The sequence below is a fragment of the Brachybacterium sp. SW0106-09 genome, assembly GCF_001293905.1.
GTDB classification, from domain to species: Bacteria; Actinomycetota; Actinomycetes; order Actinomycetales; family Dermabacteraceae; genus Brachybacterium; species Brachybacterium conglomeratum.
The window spans coordinates 1-18,662 of record NZ_BCAK01000030.1; the positions used below are offsets into that span (position 1 = coordinate 1).

Below are 18,662 nucleotides of genomic sequence, written 5' to 3' on the forward strand. Positions count from 1 at the left end.
GCCGCGGCGGCGAGGGCGGCTCCGGCCGCTCCGGCGGCCAGGGACGTTCGGGCGGCCAGGGACGTTCGGGCGGCCAGGGCGGCGGGCGCCGCGGCGGTCAGGGTCAGGGCTCCGGCGGCGGGCGCCGTCAGGGCCGTCCGGCCCCCACCACCTACTCGACCAGCTCCGAGGGCTCCGGCAGCGGGAACGCCGTCGGCGGCGGCCTCGCGGCCTTCTCCTCCGGGCGGCGCCGATGACGGAGCCGTCGGACGCCCACGGCCGTCGGCGCGCCGAGGCGCCCGCCGGCCACGGGATCGACGAGGTCCTCGCCGCCGCGCGTCGGGGCGTGGACCGTGTCGAGCCCGCCGACCTCGCCGCCGCGCAGGCGGCCGGGGCGCACGTGATCGACATCCGCTCGGCCGTGACGCGCGAGCCCGAGGGGCACGTCCCCGGGGCGACCGTGGTCGAGCGCCTCGTGCTCGAGTGGCGGCTGGACCCCTCCTCCGCGCACCGCATGGACGGCGGGCCGGGCCACGACGACCCCGTGATCGTGCTGTGCAACGAGGGGTACTACTCCTCGCTCGCCGCCCGCGACCTGCGCGAACTCGGCTTCCACCGGGCCACCGATCTGGTCGACGGGTTCCGCGCCTATGCGCAGGCCGGCCTCCCGGTCGACGAGGAGCCCACCCGCTACGTGGACTGAGGCCCTCCGCTGCACGACCCGAGCCCGCCCGCGGCGACCAGGACACCGGTCCCTGCGGGCGGGCTCATGTGGGCCGGGCGCGACGCCGCCCGATCCGACGCCGCCCGATCCGACGCCGCCTGATCCGACGCCGCCTGATCCGACGCCGGCGGCGTCAGCGCAGCTCGCGCTTGAGGATCTTCCCGGTGGAGGTCATCGGCAGGGACTCGGCGAGGACGATCTCGCGCGGGTACTTGTAGTCCGCCATCTGCTCCTTCGCCCAGGCCTTCAGCTCCTCGGCGGTGGCGGTCGCACCGTCGACGAGGATGAGGTGCGCGACCACCTCCTCCCCCAGCCGCTCGTGCGGGACGCCCACCACGGCGGCGAGGGAGATCTGCTCGTGGGTCAGCAGCACCTCCTCGACCTCGCGCGGGTACACGTTGTAGCCGCCGCGCACGATCATGTCCTTGGAGCGGTCGACGACCCAGTAGAAGCCCTCCGCATCGCGGCGTCCGAGGTCGCCGGTGCGGAACCAGCCGTCCCGCAGCACCGCGGCGGTCTCCTCGGGGCGGCCCAGGTAGCCGGTCATGACGTTGTGGCCGCGCACGATGATCTCCCCGATCTCGTCGACCTCGCTCACGCGGGCCCAGTCGGGGTCGGCGGGGTCGATCAGGTCCATCTCCACGCCCCACACCGGCAGGCCGATCGATCCGGGGCGCGGGCGCTCGCGGCGGGAGAAGGAGGCGACCGGGGAGGTCTCGGAGAGCCCGTAGCCCTCCATGATCGAGATCCCGAGATGCTCCTTCACGCCGCGCAGGATCTCGACCGGCAGCGGGGCGCCGCCCGAGACGCCCAGGCGCAGGTGCTCGGAGAGCCCCTCGGCCGCGGCGCCGCCGGTGAGCAGGCGCAGCAGCGCCCACCACATGGTGGGCACGCCCGCGAAGACGCTCACGCGGTGGCGCAGCAGCAGCTCGAGAGCCTGCTGCGGCTCGAAGCGGGGCAGCAGCACGAGGGTCGCCCCCATCGAGAAGCCGGCGTTCATGTTCACCGTCGCCCCGAAGGTGTGGAACAGCGGCAGGACGACCAGGTGGGTGTCCTCCCCCGGCCGCGAGTCGAACAGCCGGTTGCAGGTCAGGGCGTTCATGAGCTGGTTGGAGTGGCTGAGCTCGGCGCCCTTGGGCCGCCCGGTGGTGCCCGAGGTGTAGAGGACCACGGCGGTGTCGGTCTCGGCGCGCTGCACGGTGGGGAAGGTCCCGGGCCGCTCGGCGACGGCGCCGGCGAGGGTGGGCACCCCCTCGTAGGGGCTCTCGGCCGACGGGTCCGCGGTGATCAGCACGATCTGCGGCGGACGCGCCGCGGCCGCGGCGCCCTCGACCACGTGGCGGCCGATGGGCAGCTCCTCGGTGCCCTCGAAGCAGAAGGCGACCGCGGCGTCGGTGTCGTCGAGGTAGTAGGTGATCTCGCGGGGCTTGTTCAGCACGTTCAGCGGGACGACCACCGCGCCGGCCTTGAGGATCCCGAAGTAGACGATCGGGAACTGCGGCAGGTTGGGGCAGCTCAGCGCCACCCGGTCCCCCGGCTCGACCCCGAGTTCGACCAGGAGATGCGCGACGCGGCAGGCGGCGGCGTCGACCTCGGCGTAGGTCAGGGAGGTCTCGCCCAGCACCAGGGCGGGACGGTCGGGGGCGGTGCGGGCGCTGTCCTCGAGCACCACGGAGAGGTTGAACATGCGGCGGTCTCCTTCGTCGACGTCGCTGTGACGGGGGACTCACAGTATGACGCGCCGCCGCCGCTCAGGGCACACTCCCCGTCGGGCGCGCCACATCGTCTATTTCGTCAGTTGCGCGAATGACGAAACGTTAGGGAGGGTGGCGGGCATGACGACGCCCCCGGAGGACCGCGCGCCGACCGAGCCGCAGCTCGCCGCGGCCGCGGACACCTTCTCGATGCTGGCCAGCCCCGCTCGCCTCCATCTCGTGCAGCTGATGAGCACGGGCCGCTACGACGTGGGCGAGCTCGCGGTGCGGGTGGGCCTGAGCCTGCCCACCACCAGCCAGCACCTGCGCAAGCTGCGCCTGACCGGCATCGTCTCGGCGACCCGCGAGGGCCGCCACAGCTACTACACCGTCGAGGACCCGCACGTGGTCCAGCTCGTCGAGCAGATCTTCGAGCACATCGCCCCCGACGGCTCCCTCGCCCCCGACCCTCCCCGCAAGGACCATCCGTGAGCAGCACCGAGACCTCTCCCCGTCCCGTCCGCCAGAAGGTGGACCTGACGAAGTTCGCCCGACTCTCGATCGCCGCGGCGATCGTCACGATCACCCTCAAGGCCGGCGCCTGGGTGACGACCGGCTCCGTCGGCCTGCTCTCCGACGCGGCGGAGTCGGTGGTCAACCTCGTCGCCGCGGTCGTCGCGCTGATCGCGCTGCGCGTCGCGTTCCGCCCGGCCACCGAGCGCTTCCTCTACGGCCGCGCGAAGGCGGAGTACTTCTCCGCCGCGGTCGAGGGCGTGATGATCTTCGCCGCCGCCGGCGTCATCCTGGTCACCGCGGTCGAGCGCTTCCTGAACCCGCGGCCCCTCGAGAACGTCGGCTGGGGCCTCGCGATCTCCGTGATCGCCTCGCTGGTCAACGGCGGCGTGGCGCTCGTGCTGCTGCGCGCGGGGAGGAAGCACGACTCGATCACCCTTCGCGCCGACGGCAAGCACCTGATGACCGACGTGGTCACGAGCGCGGGCGTGCTGGTGGGCGTGGCGCTGGTGGTGCTGACCGGCTGGGAGCGACTGGATGCGCTCGTCGCCTTCGCGGTCGGCGTGAACATCATCGTCACCGGCATCGGTCTGATCACCGAGTCCGTCTCCGGCCTGCTGGACAAGGCGCTGCCGGACGAGGAGCACGAGGTGATCACCGAGATCCTGCGCCGCCGCACCGACGGGACCGTCACCTTCCACGGCCTGCAGACCCGCGAGGCGGGGCAGGAGAAGTACATGAACGTGCACGTGCTCGTGCCCGACGACTGGACGGTCAAGCGCGGCCACGACTACATCGAGGGACTCGAGCACGAGCTGATGGGCGTCATGCCGACCCTGCACGTGCTCACCCATCTCGAGCCGATCTCCGATCCTGCGAGCTACGAGGACATCCCCGAGGCGCACGTCCCGATCCACGGCGAGGACGAGGCCGCGCTGCGCCCGCCCCGGGACGACGCGGACGCGCAGGGCTGACCCCGTCCACATCCTCGTCGGCCCCGGACAGGTGTCCGATCCCGCCCGTACGATGAGCGGAGTCGACCGAGGGGGACTCCGATGACGCATCCGGGGCACGACGGGCACGGGCCCGTGATCGAGGGGACGACGGTGCCGCCGCGCGGCCTCGCACCGCAGGGACGGGAGTACGACCCGTTCGCGACCGGCGCGCCAGGGGGCGCGCACGGCGGGCCGACGGACAGGGCCGTCCCGCACGGCGCGGTGCAGCCGTGGGTCCCGGCGCAGGGCGCCTACGGACCGCCGCCGGTGGTCGTGATGCCCGCCGAGAAGAGCGTGGGGGTCGCCTTCGTGCTGACCTTCTTCTTCGGGGTGCTCGGCATGTTCTACGCGACCGTGCCGGGGGCGCTGATCCTGCTCGGCATCACGCTCGGCGCGATCCTGCTGGCCTCGATCCTGATCGGCGTGCTCTCGGTGCTCACCCTCGGGTTCGGGGCGGTCCTGTTCACCCTGGTGCCGCTGATCGGGATCGCCGCATGGATCACGAGCATCGTCTGGGGGTGCCTGGCCACCTCCGGACACAACGAGCGCGTGCGCGCGCAGTACGCACAGGCCGGGTTCCGCCCGCCCGGGCCCTGACCAGGACCTCGAGAGGTCCTGTCGACGAGGCCTCGCCGCTCTGTGATCGGCGGGGCCTCGTCGCGTCCGGGTGCGGAGAGGGCGGACGCGGTGGGGACGGGCACGGAGGGGGTCGACGCAGAGCTGTCCGGCGCGGAGAGGGCGGAAGCACCCCTCGGGATGCCGCAGATCACCCACCGTGACGACTTATGACGGTCAGCACTTGCACTTATGGCGCGCGAGGGCGCACCCTGGGCCACGACCACCGCCCGGCCCACCTGGAGTCCCGCCCCGTGACCAGCCTCGCCAGCCCCCTCACCGACGCCCGCCCCGCCGAGCGCCTCGCCGAGCTCGCCGCGCGCCTGCGCCCCCTGCTCGGGGAGGAGGCCGTGATCGAGGACCCCGCGCCGCGCTACGCCGGCGACACGGCGGTGCAGGCCCCGGACGGCACCACCTTCCTCCTGGTCCTGCCGGCGGACACCGCCGGAGTGCAGGAGGTGCTGCGCCTGGCCCACGAGGCGGGTACCCCCGTCGTTCCGCGCGGCGCCGGCTCCGGCCTCTCCGGCGGCGCCGCCCCGAGCACCGGCGCGATCGTGCTGGGCCTGGAGCGGCTCACCCGGATCCGCGAGATCGACCTGCTCGACGAGGTCGCCGTGGTCGAGGCCGGGGTGATCACCGCCGACCTCTCCGCCGCCCTCGCCCCGCACGGCGTCTTCTATGCCCCCGATCCCGCGAGCGCGCGGCTGTCCACGATCGGCGGGAACATCGCGACCAACGCGGGCGGGCTGCACTGCGCGAAGTACGGGGTCACTCGCGAGTCCGTGCTCGGCCTCGAGGCGGTCCTCGCCGACGGCACGCTGCTGCGCACCGGGCATCGCTCGATCAAGGGCGTCACCGGCCTCGACCTCACCCAGCTGCTGATCGGCTCCGAGGGCACCCTCGCCGTCATCACGGCCGCGACCGTGCGGATCCGCCCGCTGCCCGTCGCACGACGCACCGTCCTGGCGCGCTTCGACTCGGCGGGCGCCGCGGCCGAGGGCGTGAACGCGATCTCCCGCAGCCCCGTCCGGCCCGCCGCGACCGAGCTGATGGACGGCCCCACCCTCGCCGACATCGACGCGAACACCGGCTCCGAGCTCGCCCGCGGCGAGAGCACGATCCTGCTGATCGAGCTCGACGGCTACGGCATCGACGAGCAGCTCGCGGACCTCGCCGCCGCGCTCACCGCGGCCGGCGGCACCGTGCGCGAGATCGAGGACGAGGCCGAGGCGGAGCACCTGTGGGAGCTGCGCCGCTCCGGCCGCGGCTCCGGCGCGGGCGGGCACCGCCTCGGCGAGGACGTCGCGGTGCCGAAGTCCCGCCTCGGCGAGATGTTCGAGGCGCTGCCCGGTATCGGCCGGCGCCACGGCGTGGAGACCTCCGCGATCGCCCATGCCGGCGACGGGAACCTCCACCCCTCCCTCGCCCTCCCCCGCTCCGAGGACCACGCGCCCGGCCAGCTGCCCGCCCCGCTGCTGGCGGCGGCCGACGAGCTGGTCCGCACCGCGCTCGCGCTCGGCGGCACCGTCAGCGGGGAGCACGGCATCGGCACCGCGAAGCGCGGCTGGCTCGACCTCGAGCTCTCCACCGCCTCCCGCGACCTCCAGCACCGCCTGAAGACCGCCTTCGACCCCCATCAGCTCCTCAACCCCGGGAAGGCCCTGTGATGAGCACGACCGCCCTCGACCCCGCCGCCCTGACCCCTGAGAGCCTCTCCGCGGGGCTGCTCTCCCGACTCGGCGCACGCGAGGACCTCGCCCGCGGCTTCGGCCCCGTCGCCGCTCCCCTGCCCGGCGCCGTCTCCCTCCTCGGCGGTGCGCCGAGTGCCGGGGACCTCCCGCTGGAGGCGCTGCACCGCGCGGCCGAGGACCTCACCTCCGATCCCGCCGCGCTCGTCGGCGCGCTGCAGTACAGCACCCCGGCGGGCATCGCGCCGCTGCGGGAGTGGATCGCGCGCCGTGAGGGCGTGGACGCCTCCCGGGTGCTGCTCACCAACGGCGCCTTCCACGGTCTCTCCCTGCTGTTCGACGCGCTGCTGGACCGCGGCGACCGGATCGTGGTGGAGGACCCGACCTATCCGCTGATCTTCCGGGACCTCCAGCACCACGAGGTCGAGGTGCTGCCCCTGCCGCTCACCGGGGAGGGGCTGGACCTGGACGCCCTCGAGGACCGGCTCGAGGCCGGGGCGCGGCCGAAGCTGCTCTACACGGTGCCCGACTTCCACAACCCGACCGGCCTGATCACCCCGGCTCTGCAGCGCGAGCGGCTGACCGCCCTCGCCGAGCACTACGGCTTCGTGATCGTCTCCGACAACGCCTACGCGGGCCTCGCCTTCCCCGGCGTCCAGGTGCCCGAGGACTATCCGACCGACTCGGAGCTCGTGGTGCGCGTGCGCACCTTCTCGAAGATCCTCGGGCCCGGGCTGCGCCTGGGCTATCTGGTGCTGCCGAGCTGGCTCGTCGGCCCCGTGACCCGCCTGCGCGCCAACCAGGACCAGCACTCCTCCGTGCTGGTGCAGTCGGTGGTCGAGCGGGTCGTCGGCGCCGGGGGACGCGAGGGGCTCGACGGAGGCCTCGAGGCGATCGCGGACCGCGCCCGCACCCGCTACGCCCTCCGCGCCGACCTCCTCGCGCACCTGCTCGAGACCGGTGTGCCCGGCGGCGTGCGCATCGAGCAGCGCACCGGCGGGATCTTCCTGTGGGCGCGGGTGCTGGACGACGGGATCGACCTCGCCGCGGCGCAGCGCCTGGCCCGGGAGCGCTTCGGCACCGACATGGCGCTGGGCCGGTACTTCTTCCTCACCGGGGACGACGAGGACCAAGGCCGCCTGCGCGTGGGCATCAGCCACCTCGACGAGGCCGCGCTGACCGACGGCGCCGAGCGCCTGATCGCCGCCCTGACCGCCCCCGAGGCCCGACGATGAGCGCCCGCCGCCCCGCGCCGGGACCCGTCGGACCGCCGGAGGACGGGGCCGCGATCGACGGGCGCGCGATCACCGCACGCCCCGACGGGCCGAGCCGCCGCCGTCTGCTCCAGGGCCTCGGCGCCGGTGCGCTCGGCCTCGCCGCGCTGCCCCTGGCCGGCTGCGCCCTGGACGGCGCCCTCGCCGACGGGGGCGGCAGCGGCGGCGCGGGAGACGACCTGGAGCTCTCCTTCCTCATCTCGAACCTCGACGGCGGCTGGGTCCCCTCCAAGAGCGCGATCTCCAGCTACGAGGCGAACGTGTGGCAGCAGCTGACCGACAAGCTCGTCCACACCGATCCCGAGGGAGCCGTCACCCCCTGGATCGCGACGCACTGGGAGCAGAACGAGGAGGCGACCGAGTACGTGCTGCACCTGCGGGGCGGCGTCACCTTCTCCGACGGCACCCCGCTGGACGCCGAGGCGGTGCTCGCGAACCTCGAGGCCTGGGCCGTCGGCCGCCCCGACGAGGGCCTGGCGCGGGTGGGCCTGTTCCCCGGCGGCACCTACGAGGGCGCCGAGGCGCTGGATCCGCTGACCGTGCGGGTCACCTTCACCGCGCCGACGCTGTCCTTCCTGCCCACCCTCGGCTATCACGGCTGCCAGCTGATGGCCCCCTCCTCTCTCGCCCTCTCCCTCGAGGAGCAGGCCGACCTGGCCAGCCAGATCGGCTCGGGACCCTTCGTGCTGGAGAGCTGGGAGCCGCGGCAGCGCGTGCGCCTGGTGCGGCGCGAGGACTACGACTGGGCGCCCGAGGCGCTCGGTGCGAGCGGGCCGGCGCAGCTCGCCGCGATCACCTTCACGGTCCTGCCCGACGACACCCTGCGCGCCTCCGCCGCCAGGGCCGGCCAGACCGACCTCTCCTACAACGTGAACCCGCAGGTGCTGGATGCCTTCACCGAGGCCGGCTTCGTGATCGAGGTGCCCCGCTATCTCGGCTTCGTGCACGGCTACAGCCTGCGCACGCAGGTCGCGCCCTTCGATGACGTGCGCGTGCGGCAGGCCGTCACCCGCGGCATCGACCGCGCCGAGATCCTCCGCACCGTGTTCACCGACGCCTGGCAGCCGGCGACCAGCTGGCTGCAGGCCGGGGTGCCGGAGACCACCGATCTCACCGAGCTGTTCTCCTACGATCCCGGGCTCGCCGCGCGCCTCCTCGACGAGGCGGGTTGGACCAGCCGGAACGAGGACGGCTTCCGGGAGAAGGACGGGGTCGAGCTGGGCTTCACCATCTACCCCACCCCCTACCTCACCGGCTCGGTGCCCGAGGCGGAGCTGATCTCCCAGCACCTGGGCCGCCTCGGGATCCGGGTGCGCACCCAGAAGCTCGACATCCCCACCTGGACCGAGCGGGTCACCAACGACCCCGAGCAGGGCGTGGGCGAGGTGACGCGCAGCTTCGTGGACGTCGGCACGGTCGCCGGGGTGATCACCGACGAGGGCGAGGACTGGTTCCAGACCGGCTCCTCCGATGCGGAGCTGGTGCGGCTGCGGGACGAGGTCGCCGGCGCCGCGACCCGCGAGGAGCGCGCCCCGCTGGTCGAGGAGCTCTCCCGGCACGTGCTCGAGCAGGCGTACTTCATCCCGCTCGAGCAGAACGTGCAGCGCATCTACGTCCAGTCCCCCGAGCTGACCGGTATCACCTTCAACGCGGTCGCGATCCCCTCCTACCACGCCGCCCGCAAGGAGCCCTCATGAGCGTCCTGACCCCCACCGCCCCGGGCGGGCCGACGGGGACCCTCGCGGCCCCGTCGGCCGCCGCGCGCACCGCCCGCCGCTACGCGTCCTTCGCGCTGCGTCGCACAGGGCAGGCGCTGATCGTGGTGGTGCTCGCCTACGTGCTCGTGTTCGCGGTCCTCGCCGCGATCCCGGGCGATCCGATCTCCGCGCAGCTGGACGACCCCCAGGCCGGGTACAGCGAGGCGGAGAAGGCGCAGATCCGCGCCTTCCACGGCCTGGACCGGCCCGTGCCCGTCCAGCTCGTCGTCTCGCTGGGCCATGCGCTGACGGGCGACCTGGGCACCTCGCTGTCGACCGCGCAGCCGGTCACCGCGATGCTCGGCGCCGCGATCCCCTCGACCCTGGCGCTGGCCGCGACCGCGCTCGTCCTCGCCGTACTGATCGCGGCGGTGCTGGCCCTGGCCTCCCGGCTGCTGCCCGAGGGGCCCGCGAACACCCTGGTGCGCGCCCTGCCCGCGGTGTTCCTCTCGACCCCGAACTTCCTGATCGGACTGGTGCTGATCCAGGTGCTCGCGGTGTCGCTGGGGCTGTTCAGCCTCGTCGAGCCGCACAGCCCCGGCTCCACCCTCGCCGCCGCCCTGACCCTCGCGATCCCGGTCTCCGCGCAGATCGCGCAGGTGTTCATCACGGCGCTGGACGAGGCGGCCGGTCAGGACTACGCCGAGGTCGCCCTCGCGCGCGGCCTGCGCCCGGGACAGGTCGTGGTGCGGCACCTGCTGCGCCCCTCCCTGCTGCCGACGGTGACGATCATCGGGCTCGTGCTCGGCGAGGTGCTCGGCGGCTCCCTGATCACCGAGGCGATCTTCGGCCGCTCCGGCGTGGGCACGCTGGTGCAGAAGGCGGTCGCCGCGCAGGACGTGCCGGTGCTGCTCGCGGCCGTGGTGCTCTCCGCGCTGGTGTTCGTGGTGGTGAACCTCGTGATCGACCTGCTCTACCCGCTGCTGGACCCGCGCCTGCGCGGGAAGGAGGATCTGCGATGAGCGTCCTGGATGCCGCCCCCGGCCCGGTCGCCGGCGGTCCCGTCGCCGCCGCGACGGCCCCGGCCCGTTCCCTCTCCCGTCGTCTGCCGCCCGCGAGCGTGCTGGCGAGCCTCGCCGTGCTCGCCGTCGTGCTCCTGTGGTCGCTGGTCCCGGGCCTGGTCACGGGGCACGATCCTGCCGTCGGCGTGCCGGACGACAAGTTCACCGCGCCCGGCGCCGAGTACTGGCTGGGCACCGACCATCTGGGCCGGGACCTGCTCACCCGCATCATCCACGGCTCCGCCTCCTCGATGACCAGCGCGCTGATCGCGGTCGCGATCGGCGTGCTCGCCGGGGGGCTGCTGGGCCTGCTGGGCGGGTACCTGGGCGGCTGGGTCGACGCGGTGATCGGCCGCGTGGTCGAGGTGCTCCTGGCGATCCCGGGCTTCCTGCTCGCGGTGGTGATCGTGACCGCGCTCGGCTACGACACCCGCAACGCGGCGATCGCGACCGGCGTCTCGGCGGTGGCGGTGTTCGCGCGGCTGATGCGCTCGGAGGTGCTGCGGGGGCGCACCAGCGTGTTCATCGAGGCGGCCCGCCTCAGCGGCGCCTCGGCCGGATACGTCCTGCTGCGCCATGTGCTCCCGAACGCGGTGCGCCCCGTGCTCTCGCTCGCGGTGCTCCAGTTCGGCATCGCGATCCTGGTGATCGCCGGGCTCGCCTTCCTCGGCTACGGCGATCCGCCGCCCGCCTCCGACTGGGGCCTGCTCGTCTCCGACGGCCGCGAGCACCTCCTGCACGCCCCGTGGCTCGTGATCGCCCCGGGCCTCGTCATCGCCGTCGTCGTGCTGTCCGTGAGCCGCCTGTCCAGCTGGCTCGACCTCGGGAGGAACCGATGAACTCCACTGCCGCATCCACCACTGCCGCATCGACCACCGCCGAGGCTCCCGACGCCACCGCAGCGGCCGCCGACACCGCCGCCCCTGCCCCGCCGCTGCTGCAGGTCGAGGACCTGCGCGTCGCCTACGGCCCCGCCGAGGTGGTCCACGGGGTCTCCTTCGCCGTCGGCGCGGGCCGTGCCCTCGCCCTGATCGGCGAGTCCGGCTCGGGCAAGTCCACGATCGCGCGGGCCGTGCTGCGCCTGCTCGGCACCCGCCGCGCCCGCGTGGACGGGTCGATCCGGATCGAGGGCCGCGAGGTGACGGGCCTGCGCGAGCGGGAGTTCCTGCCGCTGCGCGGGAGGGTGCTGGGCTTCGTGCCGCAGGACCCGGGCTCCTCCCTGAACCCGGTGCGCACGATCCGGGCCCAGGCCCTCGAGGCGGCGGCGCTCGTGCCCGGCGCCCGCCGCGGCGAGGAGCGCGAGGCGCTCGTGCACGCGGCGCTCGAGCGGGTGGGCCTGCCGGAGCCGGGTCGGATCCTCGACTCCTTCCCCCATCAGCTCTCCGGCGGGCAGCTGCAGCGGGTGCTGATCGCGCTCGCGATCCTGCCCGGCCCGCGGCTCCTGATCGCCGACGAGCCCACCAGCGCGCTCGACGTCACGGTCCAGAAGCAGATCCTCGACCTGCTGGATACGCTGCGGGCCGAGCTCGGGATCGGGATCCTGCTGATCACCCACGACCTCGCCCTCGCCGCCTCCCGCGCCGACGAGGTGGTGGTGCTGCAGCAGGGCGAGGTGCAGGAGGCCGGCCCCACCGCGAACGTGTTCACCGCTCCCCGCGCGGAGTACACCCGCGCGCTGCAGGCCGACGTGCCGGGGCTGAACCCGGACCGCTTCGCCCCGCTGCGCGCCGAGCGGGACGGGCGCCACCCGGCCGGCGTCGCGCACGTCGAGGCAGGCCGCATCTCCCGCACCTTCCGCACCCGCGACCGGGAGGTGCGCGCCCTCGCGGACGTCTCCTTCGCGATCCCCCTCGGCCGCACCCACGCGCTGGTCGGCGAGTCCGGCTCGGGGAAGTCCACCGCGGCCCGGGCGCTGCTGGGGCTCGAGACGCTGGATGCCGGCGCCCTCTCCGTCGGCAGCCGTCCCGTCGACCCCGCCGATCCCGTCGGGCTGCGTGCGCTGCGGCGCGACCTGCAGCTCGTCCACCAGAACCCCTTCACCTCGCTGGACCCGCGCTTCACCGTCGAGCGGATCGTGCGCGAGCCGCTCGAGCACTACAAGGTCGGCGACCGCGCCGACCGGGCGGAGCGGACGGCATGGGCGCTCGAGGCGGTGCGCCTGCCCGAAGCGCTGCGCAGCCGGCGTCCGGGGGCGCTCTCGGGCGGGCAGCGGCAGCGGGTCGCGATCGCCCGCGCCCTCGCGCTGCGTCCCGAGGTGCTCGTGCTCGACGAGCCGACCAGCGCCCTGGACGTGACGGTGCAGGCCTCGATCCTCGAGGTGCTCGCCACGCTGCAGCGGGACCTGGGCCTGACCTACCTGTTCATCTCGCACGACCTCGGCGTGGTGCGGCAGTTCGCCGACACCCTCACCGTGCTCCGCCGCGGCGAGGTGGTCGAGTCCGGGATCGTCGAAGAGGTCTTCGCCGCCCCGCGCGAGGAGTACACGCGCCGGCTCATCGCCTCGATCCCCGCCCGCCAGGACGTGGGGGCCAGCGCATGACCACCACCGCCTCCTCCCTCGCCGTCCTGCCGGGCGGTCGGATCCTGACCTGGGCCGACACCGACTGGGACGACCCGCGCGGCGCAGCGCTGCGGGAGTCGATGGACGTCGAGCTCTCGCCCCGCTACGCGGCCCTGCGCCAGGGCTCCCCTCGCCCGGCCCCGCCGAGCGCCGAGGACGTGGCCGTGGTGGTGCTCGCGCTCGTGGACGGGAAGCCCGCCGCGACCGGGACGCTGCGCCGCCTGCCGGACCGCTGGGAGGTCAAGCGCCTGGTGGTCGACGCGGACCATCGGAGGCTGGGCCTCGCGAGCCGGATCCTGGCCCGGCTCGAGGACGCGGCCCGGGACCGCGGCTCGGACGAGCTGTTCCTCCAGACCGGCAACCGCCAGCCCGAGGCGATCGCGCTCTACGAGCGCGAGGGCTGGGAGCGGATCGACGTGTTCGCGCCCTACGACCCGGCCGACGAGATCAGCGTGTGCTTCCGGAAGGCGCTGCACGGGCGGCGGTGACCGCCATGCATCGACTGGCGCTCACTCGGTCCACGGGTCGAAGAGGGCGACCGGCACACTGGCGAAGTCCTTGATGTTCCGTGTGACGAGGGTGAGCCCGTGGACGAGAGCTGTCGCCGCGATCAGGACGTCCATCTCGGGCATCGGGTCGGGGACGTGCAGAGCCGCCGCCGCGACCGCGACCTCGTCGTCGACGGGCAGCACCCGCCCGGCGAAGGACGCCCGCACGTCCTCATCGAGCCATCGTCGCAGCGGCCCGGCTCCTGCGGGATCGACGCGTTCCTTCCGGCGGACTCCGCGCTCCAGCTCCAGCAGGGTGACGGCGCTCAGATGGAGGTCGGCGATCACCTGCTCCTGCAGCCAGGCCATCAGAGCCGGGGACCGTCGCGCACGAGCGTCGCTGAGGACGTTCGTGTCCAGCAGGTATCTCACAGGTCGTCCTCCCGAGGCACCTCGACGCGCCTCGGCGGCAGGTCGAGGTAGATGCCCTCCGTTCCCCGTGCCCAGAGTCGATCCCCGAGGCGCTCGCGGGCGCCGCTCAGCCGATCGAACTCCTCGGCCGTCAGGAGCACGTGCGAGCGCCGACCGTGGTCAGTGATGGTCACCGGTCCGTTCTCGGCTGCGCGCTTCGCCGCCGAGACGTCGCGGTTGAACTCCCGGCTCGTGAACGTGGTCGCCATGGCGCCCTCTCCCTTCGACATGTACCTTCAGTAGGTATTTTCCGAGGGGTCGAGGCGGGGCGCCAGAGTCATGACAGCTGTCATGGAATCGGGCGAATCGCCCCCGCGCCGCGCGCGAGGTGCCACGATCTGGGAATGGCTCTCGCCGACAGAGATTCCATCCCCCTCCCCTCCGCCCGCTCGCTCCTCGTCAACAGCCTCGTCGCCGCGCTGATCGCGAGCGCGCTGATGATCCTTCTGCACGAGCTCGTCCATCTCGTCACCGGCCTCGTGTTCGGACACGGCGGGACCCTGTACCCCTTCGGCGTCCTCCACCACGGCGATCTCACCGTCACCGCGGAGGTCGTGGCCCTGCTCGCCGGGCCGGCGTTCAGCCTCGTCACCGGCATCCTGCTGCAGCGGTGGACCCCGCTGCGGCAGCGCGGGGACCTCGCCCACCTGATCTGGGTCTGGTTCGCCTTCGTGTCCGTGCAGGAGGGCGTGACCTACCTGTGCTTGACTCCGTTCGGTGCCGGGGACACCGGCATGGCGGCGCAGCTGATGGGCCTGCCGGTGGTCGCGCAGTTCGCGCTGCTGGGCGTGGGCGTCGGCGGCATGTTCGCCAATGCCTGGGCCTTCGCCCCGCACATGGCGCGCTTCGCGGGCGAGGACCCCGTGCGGCGCAACGCCGTGACACTGTTCCCCTGGCTGTGGGGGATGATCGCCTCGGTGCTGCTGGCTCTGCTGTATCTCGTGCTCAGCGGGGCGGAGATGGGAGCGGGCGAGCAGATCGCGATCCTCGCGGCTGGCACCGCCACCTTCGTCTTCGCGCCGATGGCGCACCTCTTCTCCCGCTGGGTGCGCGAGGTGGGCGCCGAACCGCTGCGACTGCGCGCGGTGCCGGTCATCGGCCTCGTGGTGCTCGCGGCGATGATCGCCGGGAACATCGCGCTGAGCACCGGGCTCGACGTCGGCTGAGCGGCGGAGACGGACAGGGTCGGCGGTCGGGGCCGACGCACCTCAGCCCAGCAGCCGCATGACCCGTGCATCGGAGCCGGCGAGCGCGGCGCGGTCGAAGGTGGCGCCCGCGGCGAGGAGCTCGTCGGCCCCGGTCGCCTCGAGCACCCGCTCCACCCGAGGCCGCAGGCTCGCGGGGCTGCCCGCCCACGCCTTACCGAGCCCCCTCTCCACCCGGTCGCGCTCGCGCGAGGAGAGCCCCTGTGCCCGAATGCGGGCCGGGTCCTCCAGTGGAGGGAACGCGCCGGTCTCCCGGGAGCGGACCATCGCCCACACCTCGGGGAGCGCGAGCTCGCGGGCCTCGGCGTCGGTGTCGGCCACCAGCAGGTCCATCGAGACCATCACGTGCGGGACGCTGCCGCGGTGCGGGCGGAACTCGCGGCGGTAGGCGGCGACGCGCTCGCCCACGTCGTCGGCGTGCAGGACGGGTCCGCCGAGCACCACGCCGAGGCCGAGCCGGGCGGCGATGCCGAGCCCGGCGCCGGTGGCGAGCAGGTGCATCGGCGGGGGCTCCGTCGCGACGGGCCGGGCGGTGAGCGGCGCGGCGCCCTCGAGCAGGTCGCGCACCTGCCCCACCTCGGCCGCGAAGTCCTCCGTGCTCGCCTCGGTGCGTCCCATTGCCTCGCGGACCGGGGCGGTGAAGCCGAGGGAGCGGCCGAGCCCGAGGTCGATGCGTCCCGGCGTGAGCGCCTCGAGCATCAGGAACTGCTCGGCGACGACGAGGGGGCGGTGGTTCGGCAGCATCACCCCGCCGGAGCCGAGCCGGATCCGCGCGGTGCGCTGCCCGATCGCGGCGAGCAGCACGGCCGGGGCGCCGCTGGCGATGCCCGGCACGGTGTGGTGCTCGGCGACCCAGAAGCGGCGGTATCCGAGCTGCTCGGCGGCGACTGCCCGCTGGACGCTGTCGGCGAGGGCGGCCTGTTCGTCGCGGCCGGCGCGCGTGCGGGAGCGGTCGAGCAGGGAGATCCTCATGTCGCCGGGAACGCATCCGGGGTGCGGAAGCTTCCCGCCGACGGGGTCGAGAACCTCTCACCCTGCGCCCTCCCCGCCCCACGCCCGCGTCGATAGCCTGAGCAGTATGAACGCTCCTCACGTGCCCCTGTCGATCCTCGATCTCGTCTCCATCTCCGACGGCCAGAGCACCCGCGACGCCATCGCCGCCTCGATGGAGGGCGCGCAGGTCGCAGACCGTCTCGGCTACGAGCGGTACTGGTTCGCCGAGCACCACAACACCGACTCCCTCGCCTCCTCGGCGACCTCGCTGCTGATCGACCGCGCCGCCTCGATGACGAAGCGGATCCGCGTCGGCTCCGGCGGGATCATGCTCCCGAACCACTCGCCGCTGGCGGTGATCGAGCAGTTCGGCACCCTCGTGCAGTTCCACGGCGACCGGATCGATCTCGGCCTCGGCCGCGCGCCCGGCACCGACCAGCTCACCGCCCAGCTGCTGGCCCGCACCTCCGCCGAGCCCGGCGCCTTCATCGCCGCGGTCGAGCAGATGCGGGACTGGTCCCGTGAGGTGCCCGCCTCCGGTGGACTGCCGATCACCGCGGAGGTCGCCCGCGGCACCGAGGTGCCGATGTGGATCCTCGGCTCGACGGCGAACGGTGCGCGCCTGGCGGCGCAGCTGGGCATGCCCTTCTCGGTCGCCTCCCACTTCGCGCCCTTCCAGTACCTGCATGCGCTGGAGACCTACCGCGCCCACTTCGACCCCGACGCCACCTCCGCGCAGATCGAGCAGCCCCACACGATGGTGGGCGTGAACCTCGTGGTCGCCGAGACCGACGAGGAGGCGCAGCGCCAGTTCACGACCCTGCAGCAGATGTTCCTCGGCGTCGTCACCGGGCAGCGGCAGAAGATCCAGCCCCCGCGGGACATCACCGAGGTCGCCCCGGAGCACCTCCTGCAGAAGGTGGACCAGACCCTGTCGATCAAGGCCGTCGGCTCCCCCGCCACCGTCGTCTCCCAGCTCGAGGAGATCGTCGCCGCGACGAAGGCCGACGAGCTGATCCTCACCGCCTACCACTACGACCCCGCGGACCGGCTGAAGAGCCTCGAGCTGCTCGCCGAGGCCTGGGGGCTCTGAGACCGCCGCTCCCCGGCCCCTGCCCTGCCGCCCCGGGTCCCGGCACCTGGTAGATATGGCGCCGGGGACGAAGGGGGAGCCATGGACGACGAGAGACCGACGCATGGTCCGGCGGGCCGCAGTGCGCGGGCACGCCGACCCTCGCCGCGAGGCACCGCCCAGCGCGCGACCGCCCGGGCGCTGACCGGCGCGCTCCTCGCCGCGGCGCTGCTCGGCGGCTGCGGCCCGCTGGGCGGCGGCACCGACCGGGACGAGCCCGACTGGGTGCGGGACGAAGCGTCCGAGCGGTACTACCAGCCCGATCTCGTCCTGCACTCCCCCGAGCTCGTCGAGGAGCACTTCCCCGTGCTCGAGACCGTGGGAGCGGTGACGATCGCCGAGGGCCGGTTCACCGACCCGTACGAGAGGGTGCCGTTCCCGGCCCAGGACGACTACTGGTGGCAGGCGGTGATCGAGCTGGAGCCCGCGCAGGTCGACGAGCTCGTCTCCGACACGGCGGCGGCCGGCGCCTCCGACCACGGCGGGGCGGGCGCGCCGGAGCCGGTCTCCGAGGACGAAGTGCTCGCCGCGCTCGTCCCCACCCTCGAGGGCGAGGTCCAGGACTGCCCGGGCGGCTGGGTCGACGTGTCGCCCGCGCTCGCCCAGGAGAAGGGACCGGACGTCTCCGACGCGGGCGACCTGATCGAGCTCACCGCCGTGTGCGCGGGCGGATCGCAGCTGCTCACCTCGGCCCGCGACATGTGAGGCGGGACGGGAGGCGCGTCAGCGCCCCGTCGGCTGCACCCGCGCGGTGACCGTCGCATGGTCGCTCGCCGCGCGGCCCTCGTGCAGCGGAACCCGGGCCGCGTACTCCTCGACGACGAGGTCACGGACGAGGATCCAATCGATCCGGATCCCGCCCGTCTCCGGCGTGCCGTAGTCGGGGAAGGTGCCGATGTCCTCCCCCACCTGCGCGGAGGCGACGTCGTGGGCGTCCTCGAAGCCGGCGTCGCGCAGCACCCGCCACGGGATGCTGTCGCCGCCTGCGGCGTTGAAGTCGCCCAGCAGCACCACGGGCGCCCCGTCGGCCGCCTCGCGCAGGTGCTGGGCGAGCAGTCCCGCGCCTGTCGCCCTCGCCTCGTGCCCCTCGTGGTCCAGGTGCGTCACCGCGGCCACCAAGTCGTCCCCGCTCTCCCGGTCCCGAACCCGTGCCCACACCGCGATCCGCGGGCACATCGCGTCCCAGCCCGTCGACCCGATCCGGTCGGGCTCCTCGGAGAGCCACAGCTGGTCCCAGTCCAGCACCTCGAACCGGTCCCGGCGCAGCAGCAGGAGGTTGTGCTCCCCGCGTCCGCCTCCTTCACGGCCGATGCCGAGGCGCAGGTGGGTGGCGGCGAGCGTCTCGTCGATCACGGGGATCTGCGAGGCGAGCACCTCCTGCAGGCCGACGACGTCCGCGTCGGCCTCGCCGAGGAGCCGGGCGAGCACCGGGGCCCGCTCGGGCCAGTGGTCGGCCTGACCGGGGAGGGTGCTCTCGTCGTGGTACCGGATGTTCTGGGTGAGGAGCGAGAGGGCGGGCGGCTGCGCGTCGGTGGGTGCCATCGCTCCATCCTCGCGCACGACGGGCGCGGCC

At 73.8% G+C, this 18,662-nt stretch carries 19 protein-coding genes and 1 pseudogene; 15 read left to right on the forward strand and 5 right to left on the reverse strand.

All coding sequences use genetic code 11. The annotated features are described in order from the left end of the window. Together Y09_RS12540 and Y09_RS12545 are read left to right on the forward strand one after the other, a co-directional pair. Positions 1–236: pseudogene (locus Y09_RS12540) on the forward strand (RNA helicase); the annotation flags it as partial. Further along, complete coding sequence (locus Y09_RS12545) at positions 233–682, forward strand: rhodanese-like domain-containing protein (RefSeq protein ID WP_053918029.1); 450 nt, start codon at positions 233–235, stop codon at positions 680–682. The pseudogene Y09_RS12540 and the gene Y09_RS12545, both read left to right, overlap by 4 nt. 154 nt (positions 683–836) lie before the next feature. Here the strand turns inward: Y09_RS12545 and Y09_RS12550 are convergent, their stop codons facing one another. Beyond that, entirely contained in the window at positions 837–2,390 is a 1,554-nt protein-coding gene (locus Y09_RS12550) for a long-chain fatty acid--CoA ligase (protein WP_053918030.1), read from the reverse strand. A gap of 148 nt (positions 2,391–2,538) precedes the next feature. Here Y09_RS12550 and Y09_RS12555 point away from each other — a divergent pair, with 148 nt between their 5' ends. From Y09_RS12555 to Y09_RS12600, 10 genes are all read left to right on the forward strand, one after another. Continuing rightward, positions 2,539–2,889 (forward strand): helix-turn-helix transcriptional regulator, encoded by a 351-nt coding sequence (locus Y09_RS12555; protein ID WP_053918031.1) that lies wholly within the window; start codon positions 2,539–2,541, stop codon positions 2,887–2,889. After that, on the forward strand, positions 2,886–3,884 hold the full coding sequence (locus Y09_RS12560) for a cation diffusion facilitator family transporter (RefSeq protein ID WP_053918032.1): 999 nt from the start codon (positions 2,886–2,888) through the stop codon (positions 3,882–3,884). The genes Y09_RS12555 and Y09_RS12560 overlap by 4 nt, the downstream gene beginning before the upstream one ends. An 81-nt stretch (positions 3,885–3,965) precedes the next feature. Then, positions 3,966–4,502 (forward strand): hypothetical protein, encoded by a 537-nt coding sequence (locus Y09_RS12565; protein ID WP_053918033.1) that lies wholly within the window; start codon positions 3,966–3,968, stop codon positions 4,500–4,502. A gap of 272 nt (positions 4,503–4,774) precedes the next feature. Continuing rightward, the gene (locus Y09_RS12570; protein ID WP_053918034.1) at positions 4,775–6,187 is read left to right on the forward strand and encodes an FAD-binding oxidoreductase; all 1,413 of its coding nucleotides are present in this window, start codon (positions 4,775–4,777) and stop codon (positions 6,185–6,187) included. Beyond that, on the forward strand, positions 6,187–7,443 hold the full coding sequence (locus tag Y09_RS12575; protein ID WP_053918035.1) for a PLP-dependent aminotransferase family protein: 1,257 nt from the start codon (positions 6,187–6,189) through the stop codon (positions 7,441–7,443). The genes Y09_RS12570 and Y09_RS12575 overlap by 1 nt, the downstream gene beginning before the upstream one ends. Further along, entirely contained in the window at positions 7,440–9,179 is a 1,740-nt protein-coding gene (locus tag Y09_RS12580) for an ABC transporter substrate-binding protein (protein ID WP_053918036.1), read from the forward strand. Before Y09_RS12575 ends, Y09_RS12580 begins: the two co-directional genes overlap by 4 nt. After that, entirely contained in the window at positions 9,176–10,201 is a 1,026-nt protein-coding gene (locus tag Y09_RS12585; protein ID WP_053918037.1) for an ABC transporter permease, read from the forward strand. The genes Y09_RS12580 and Y09_RS12585 overlap by 4 nt, the downstream gene beginning before the upstream one ends. Next, a complete protein-coding gene (locus Y09_RS12590; protein ID WP_082358824.1) occupies positions 10,198–11,079 on the forward strand; it encodes an ABC transporter permease in 882 nt (293 codons plus the stop codon). Before Y09_RS12585 ends, Y09_RS12590 begins: the two co-directional genes overlap by 4 nt. Continuing rightward, on the forward strand, positions 11,076–12,779 hold the full coding sequence (locus tag Y09_RS12595) for an ABC transporter ATP-binding protein (RefSeq protein WP_082358826.1): 1,704 nt from the start codon (positions 11,076–11,078) through the stop codon (positions 12,777–12,779). Before Y09_RS12590 ends, Y09_RS12595 begins: the two co-directional genes overlap by 4 nt. Next, the gene (locus Y09_RS12600; RefSeq protein WP_053918038.1) at positions 12,776–13,288 is read left to right on the forward strand and encodes a GNAT family N-acetyltransferase; all 513 of its coding nucleotides are present in this window, start codon (positions 12,776–12,778) and stop codon (positions 13,286–13,288) included. The genes Y09_RS12595 and Y09_RS12600 overlap by 4 nt, the downstream gene beginning before the upstream one ends. 21 nt (positions 13,289–13,309) lie before the next feature. Here the strand turns inward: Y09_RS12600 and Y09_RS12605 are convergent, their stop codons facing one another. Then, positions 13,310–13,720 (reverse strand): type II toxin-antitoxin system VapC family toxin, encoded by a 411-nt coding sequence (locus Y09_RS12605; RefSeq protein ID WP_053918039.1) that lies wholly within the window; start codon positions 13,718–13,720, stop codon positions 13,310–13,312. Then, on the reverse strand, positions 13,717–13,989 hold the full coding sequence (locus Y09_RS12610; RefSeq protein WP_234695725.1) for a type II toxin-antitoxin system prevent-host-death family antitoxin: 273 nt from the start codon (positions 13,987–13,989) through the stop codon (positions 13,717–13,719). The genes Y09_RS12605 and Y09_RS12610 overlap by 4 nt, the downstream gene beginning before the upstream one ends. A 114-nt stretch (positions 13,990–14,103) precedes the next feature. On the opposite strand from Y09_RS12610, the gene Y09_RS12615 reads away from it, so the two are divergent. Further along, positions 14,104–14,925, forward strand: coding sequence for a hypothetical protein (locus Y09_RS12615; protein ID WP_053918041.1), 822 nt, complete (start codon positions 14,104–14,106; stop codon positions 14,923–14,925). Between the two features lie 42 nt (positions 14,926–14,967). Here Y09_RS12615 and Y09_RS12620 read toward each other — a convergent pair whose 3' ends face one another. After that, a complete protein-coding gene (locus tag Y09_RS12620; RefSeq protein ID WP_053918042.1) occupies positions 14,968–15,936 on the reverse strand; it encodes an MsnO8 family LLM class oxidoreductase in 969 nt (322 codons plus the stop codon). A 106-nt stretch (positions 15,937–16,042) separates the two neighbouring features. Between Y09_RS12620 and Y09_RS12625 the strand changes: the two genes are divergently transcribed. Both Y09_RS12625 and Y09_RS12630 read left to right on the forward strand, forming a co-directional pair. After that, positions 16,043–17,050: an LLM class flavin-dependent oxidoreductase gene (locus Y09_RS12625; protein WP_053918043.1), complete on the forward strand. Its 1,008-nt coding sequence runs from the start codon at positions 16,043–16,045 to the stop codon at positions 17,048–17,050. A gap of 81 nt (positions 17,051–17,131) precedes the next feature. Continuing rightward, complete coding sequence (locus tag Y09_RS12630) at positions 17,132–17,794, forward strand: hypothetical protein (protein WP_053918044.1); 663 nt, start codon at positions 17,132–17,134, stop codon at positions 17,792–17,794. A gap of 18 nt (positions 17,795–17,812) precedes the next feature. Here the strand turns inward: Y09_RS12630 and Y09_RS12635 are convergent, their stop codons facing one another. Then, a complete protein-coding gene (locus tag Y09_RS12635; protein WP_053918045.1) occupies positions 17,813–18,631 on the reverse strand; it encodes an endonuclease/exonuclease/phosphatase family protein in 819 nt (272 codons plus the stop codon). Between the last annotated feature and the right edge of the window lie 31 nt (positions 18,632–18,662).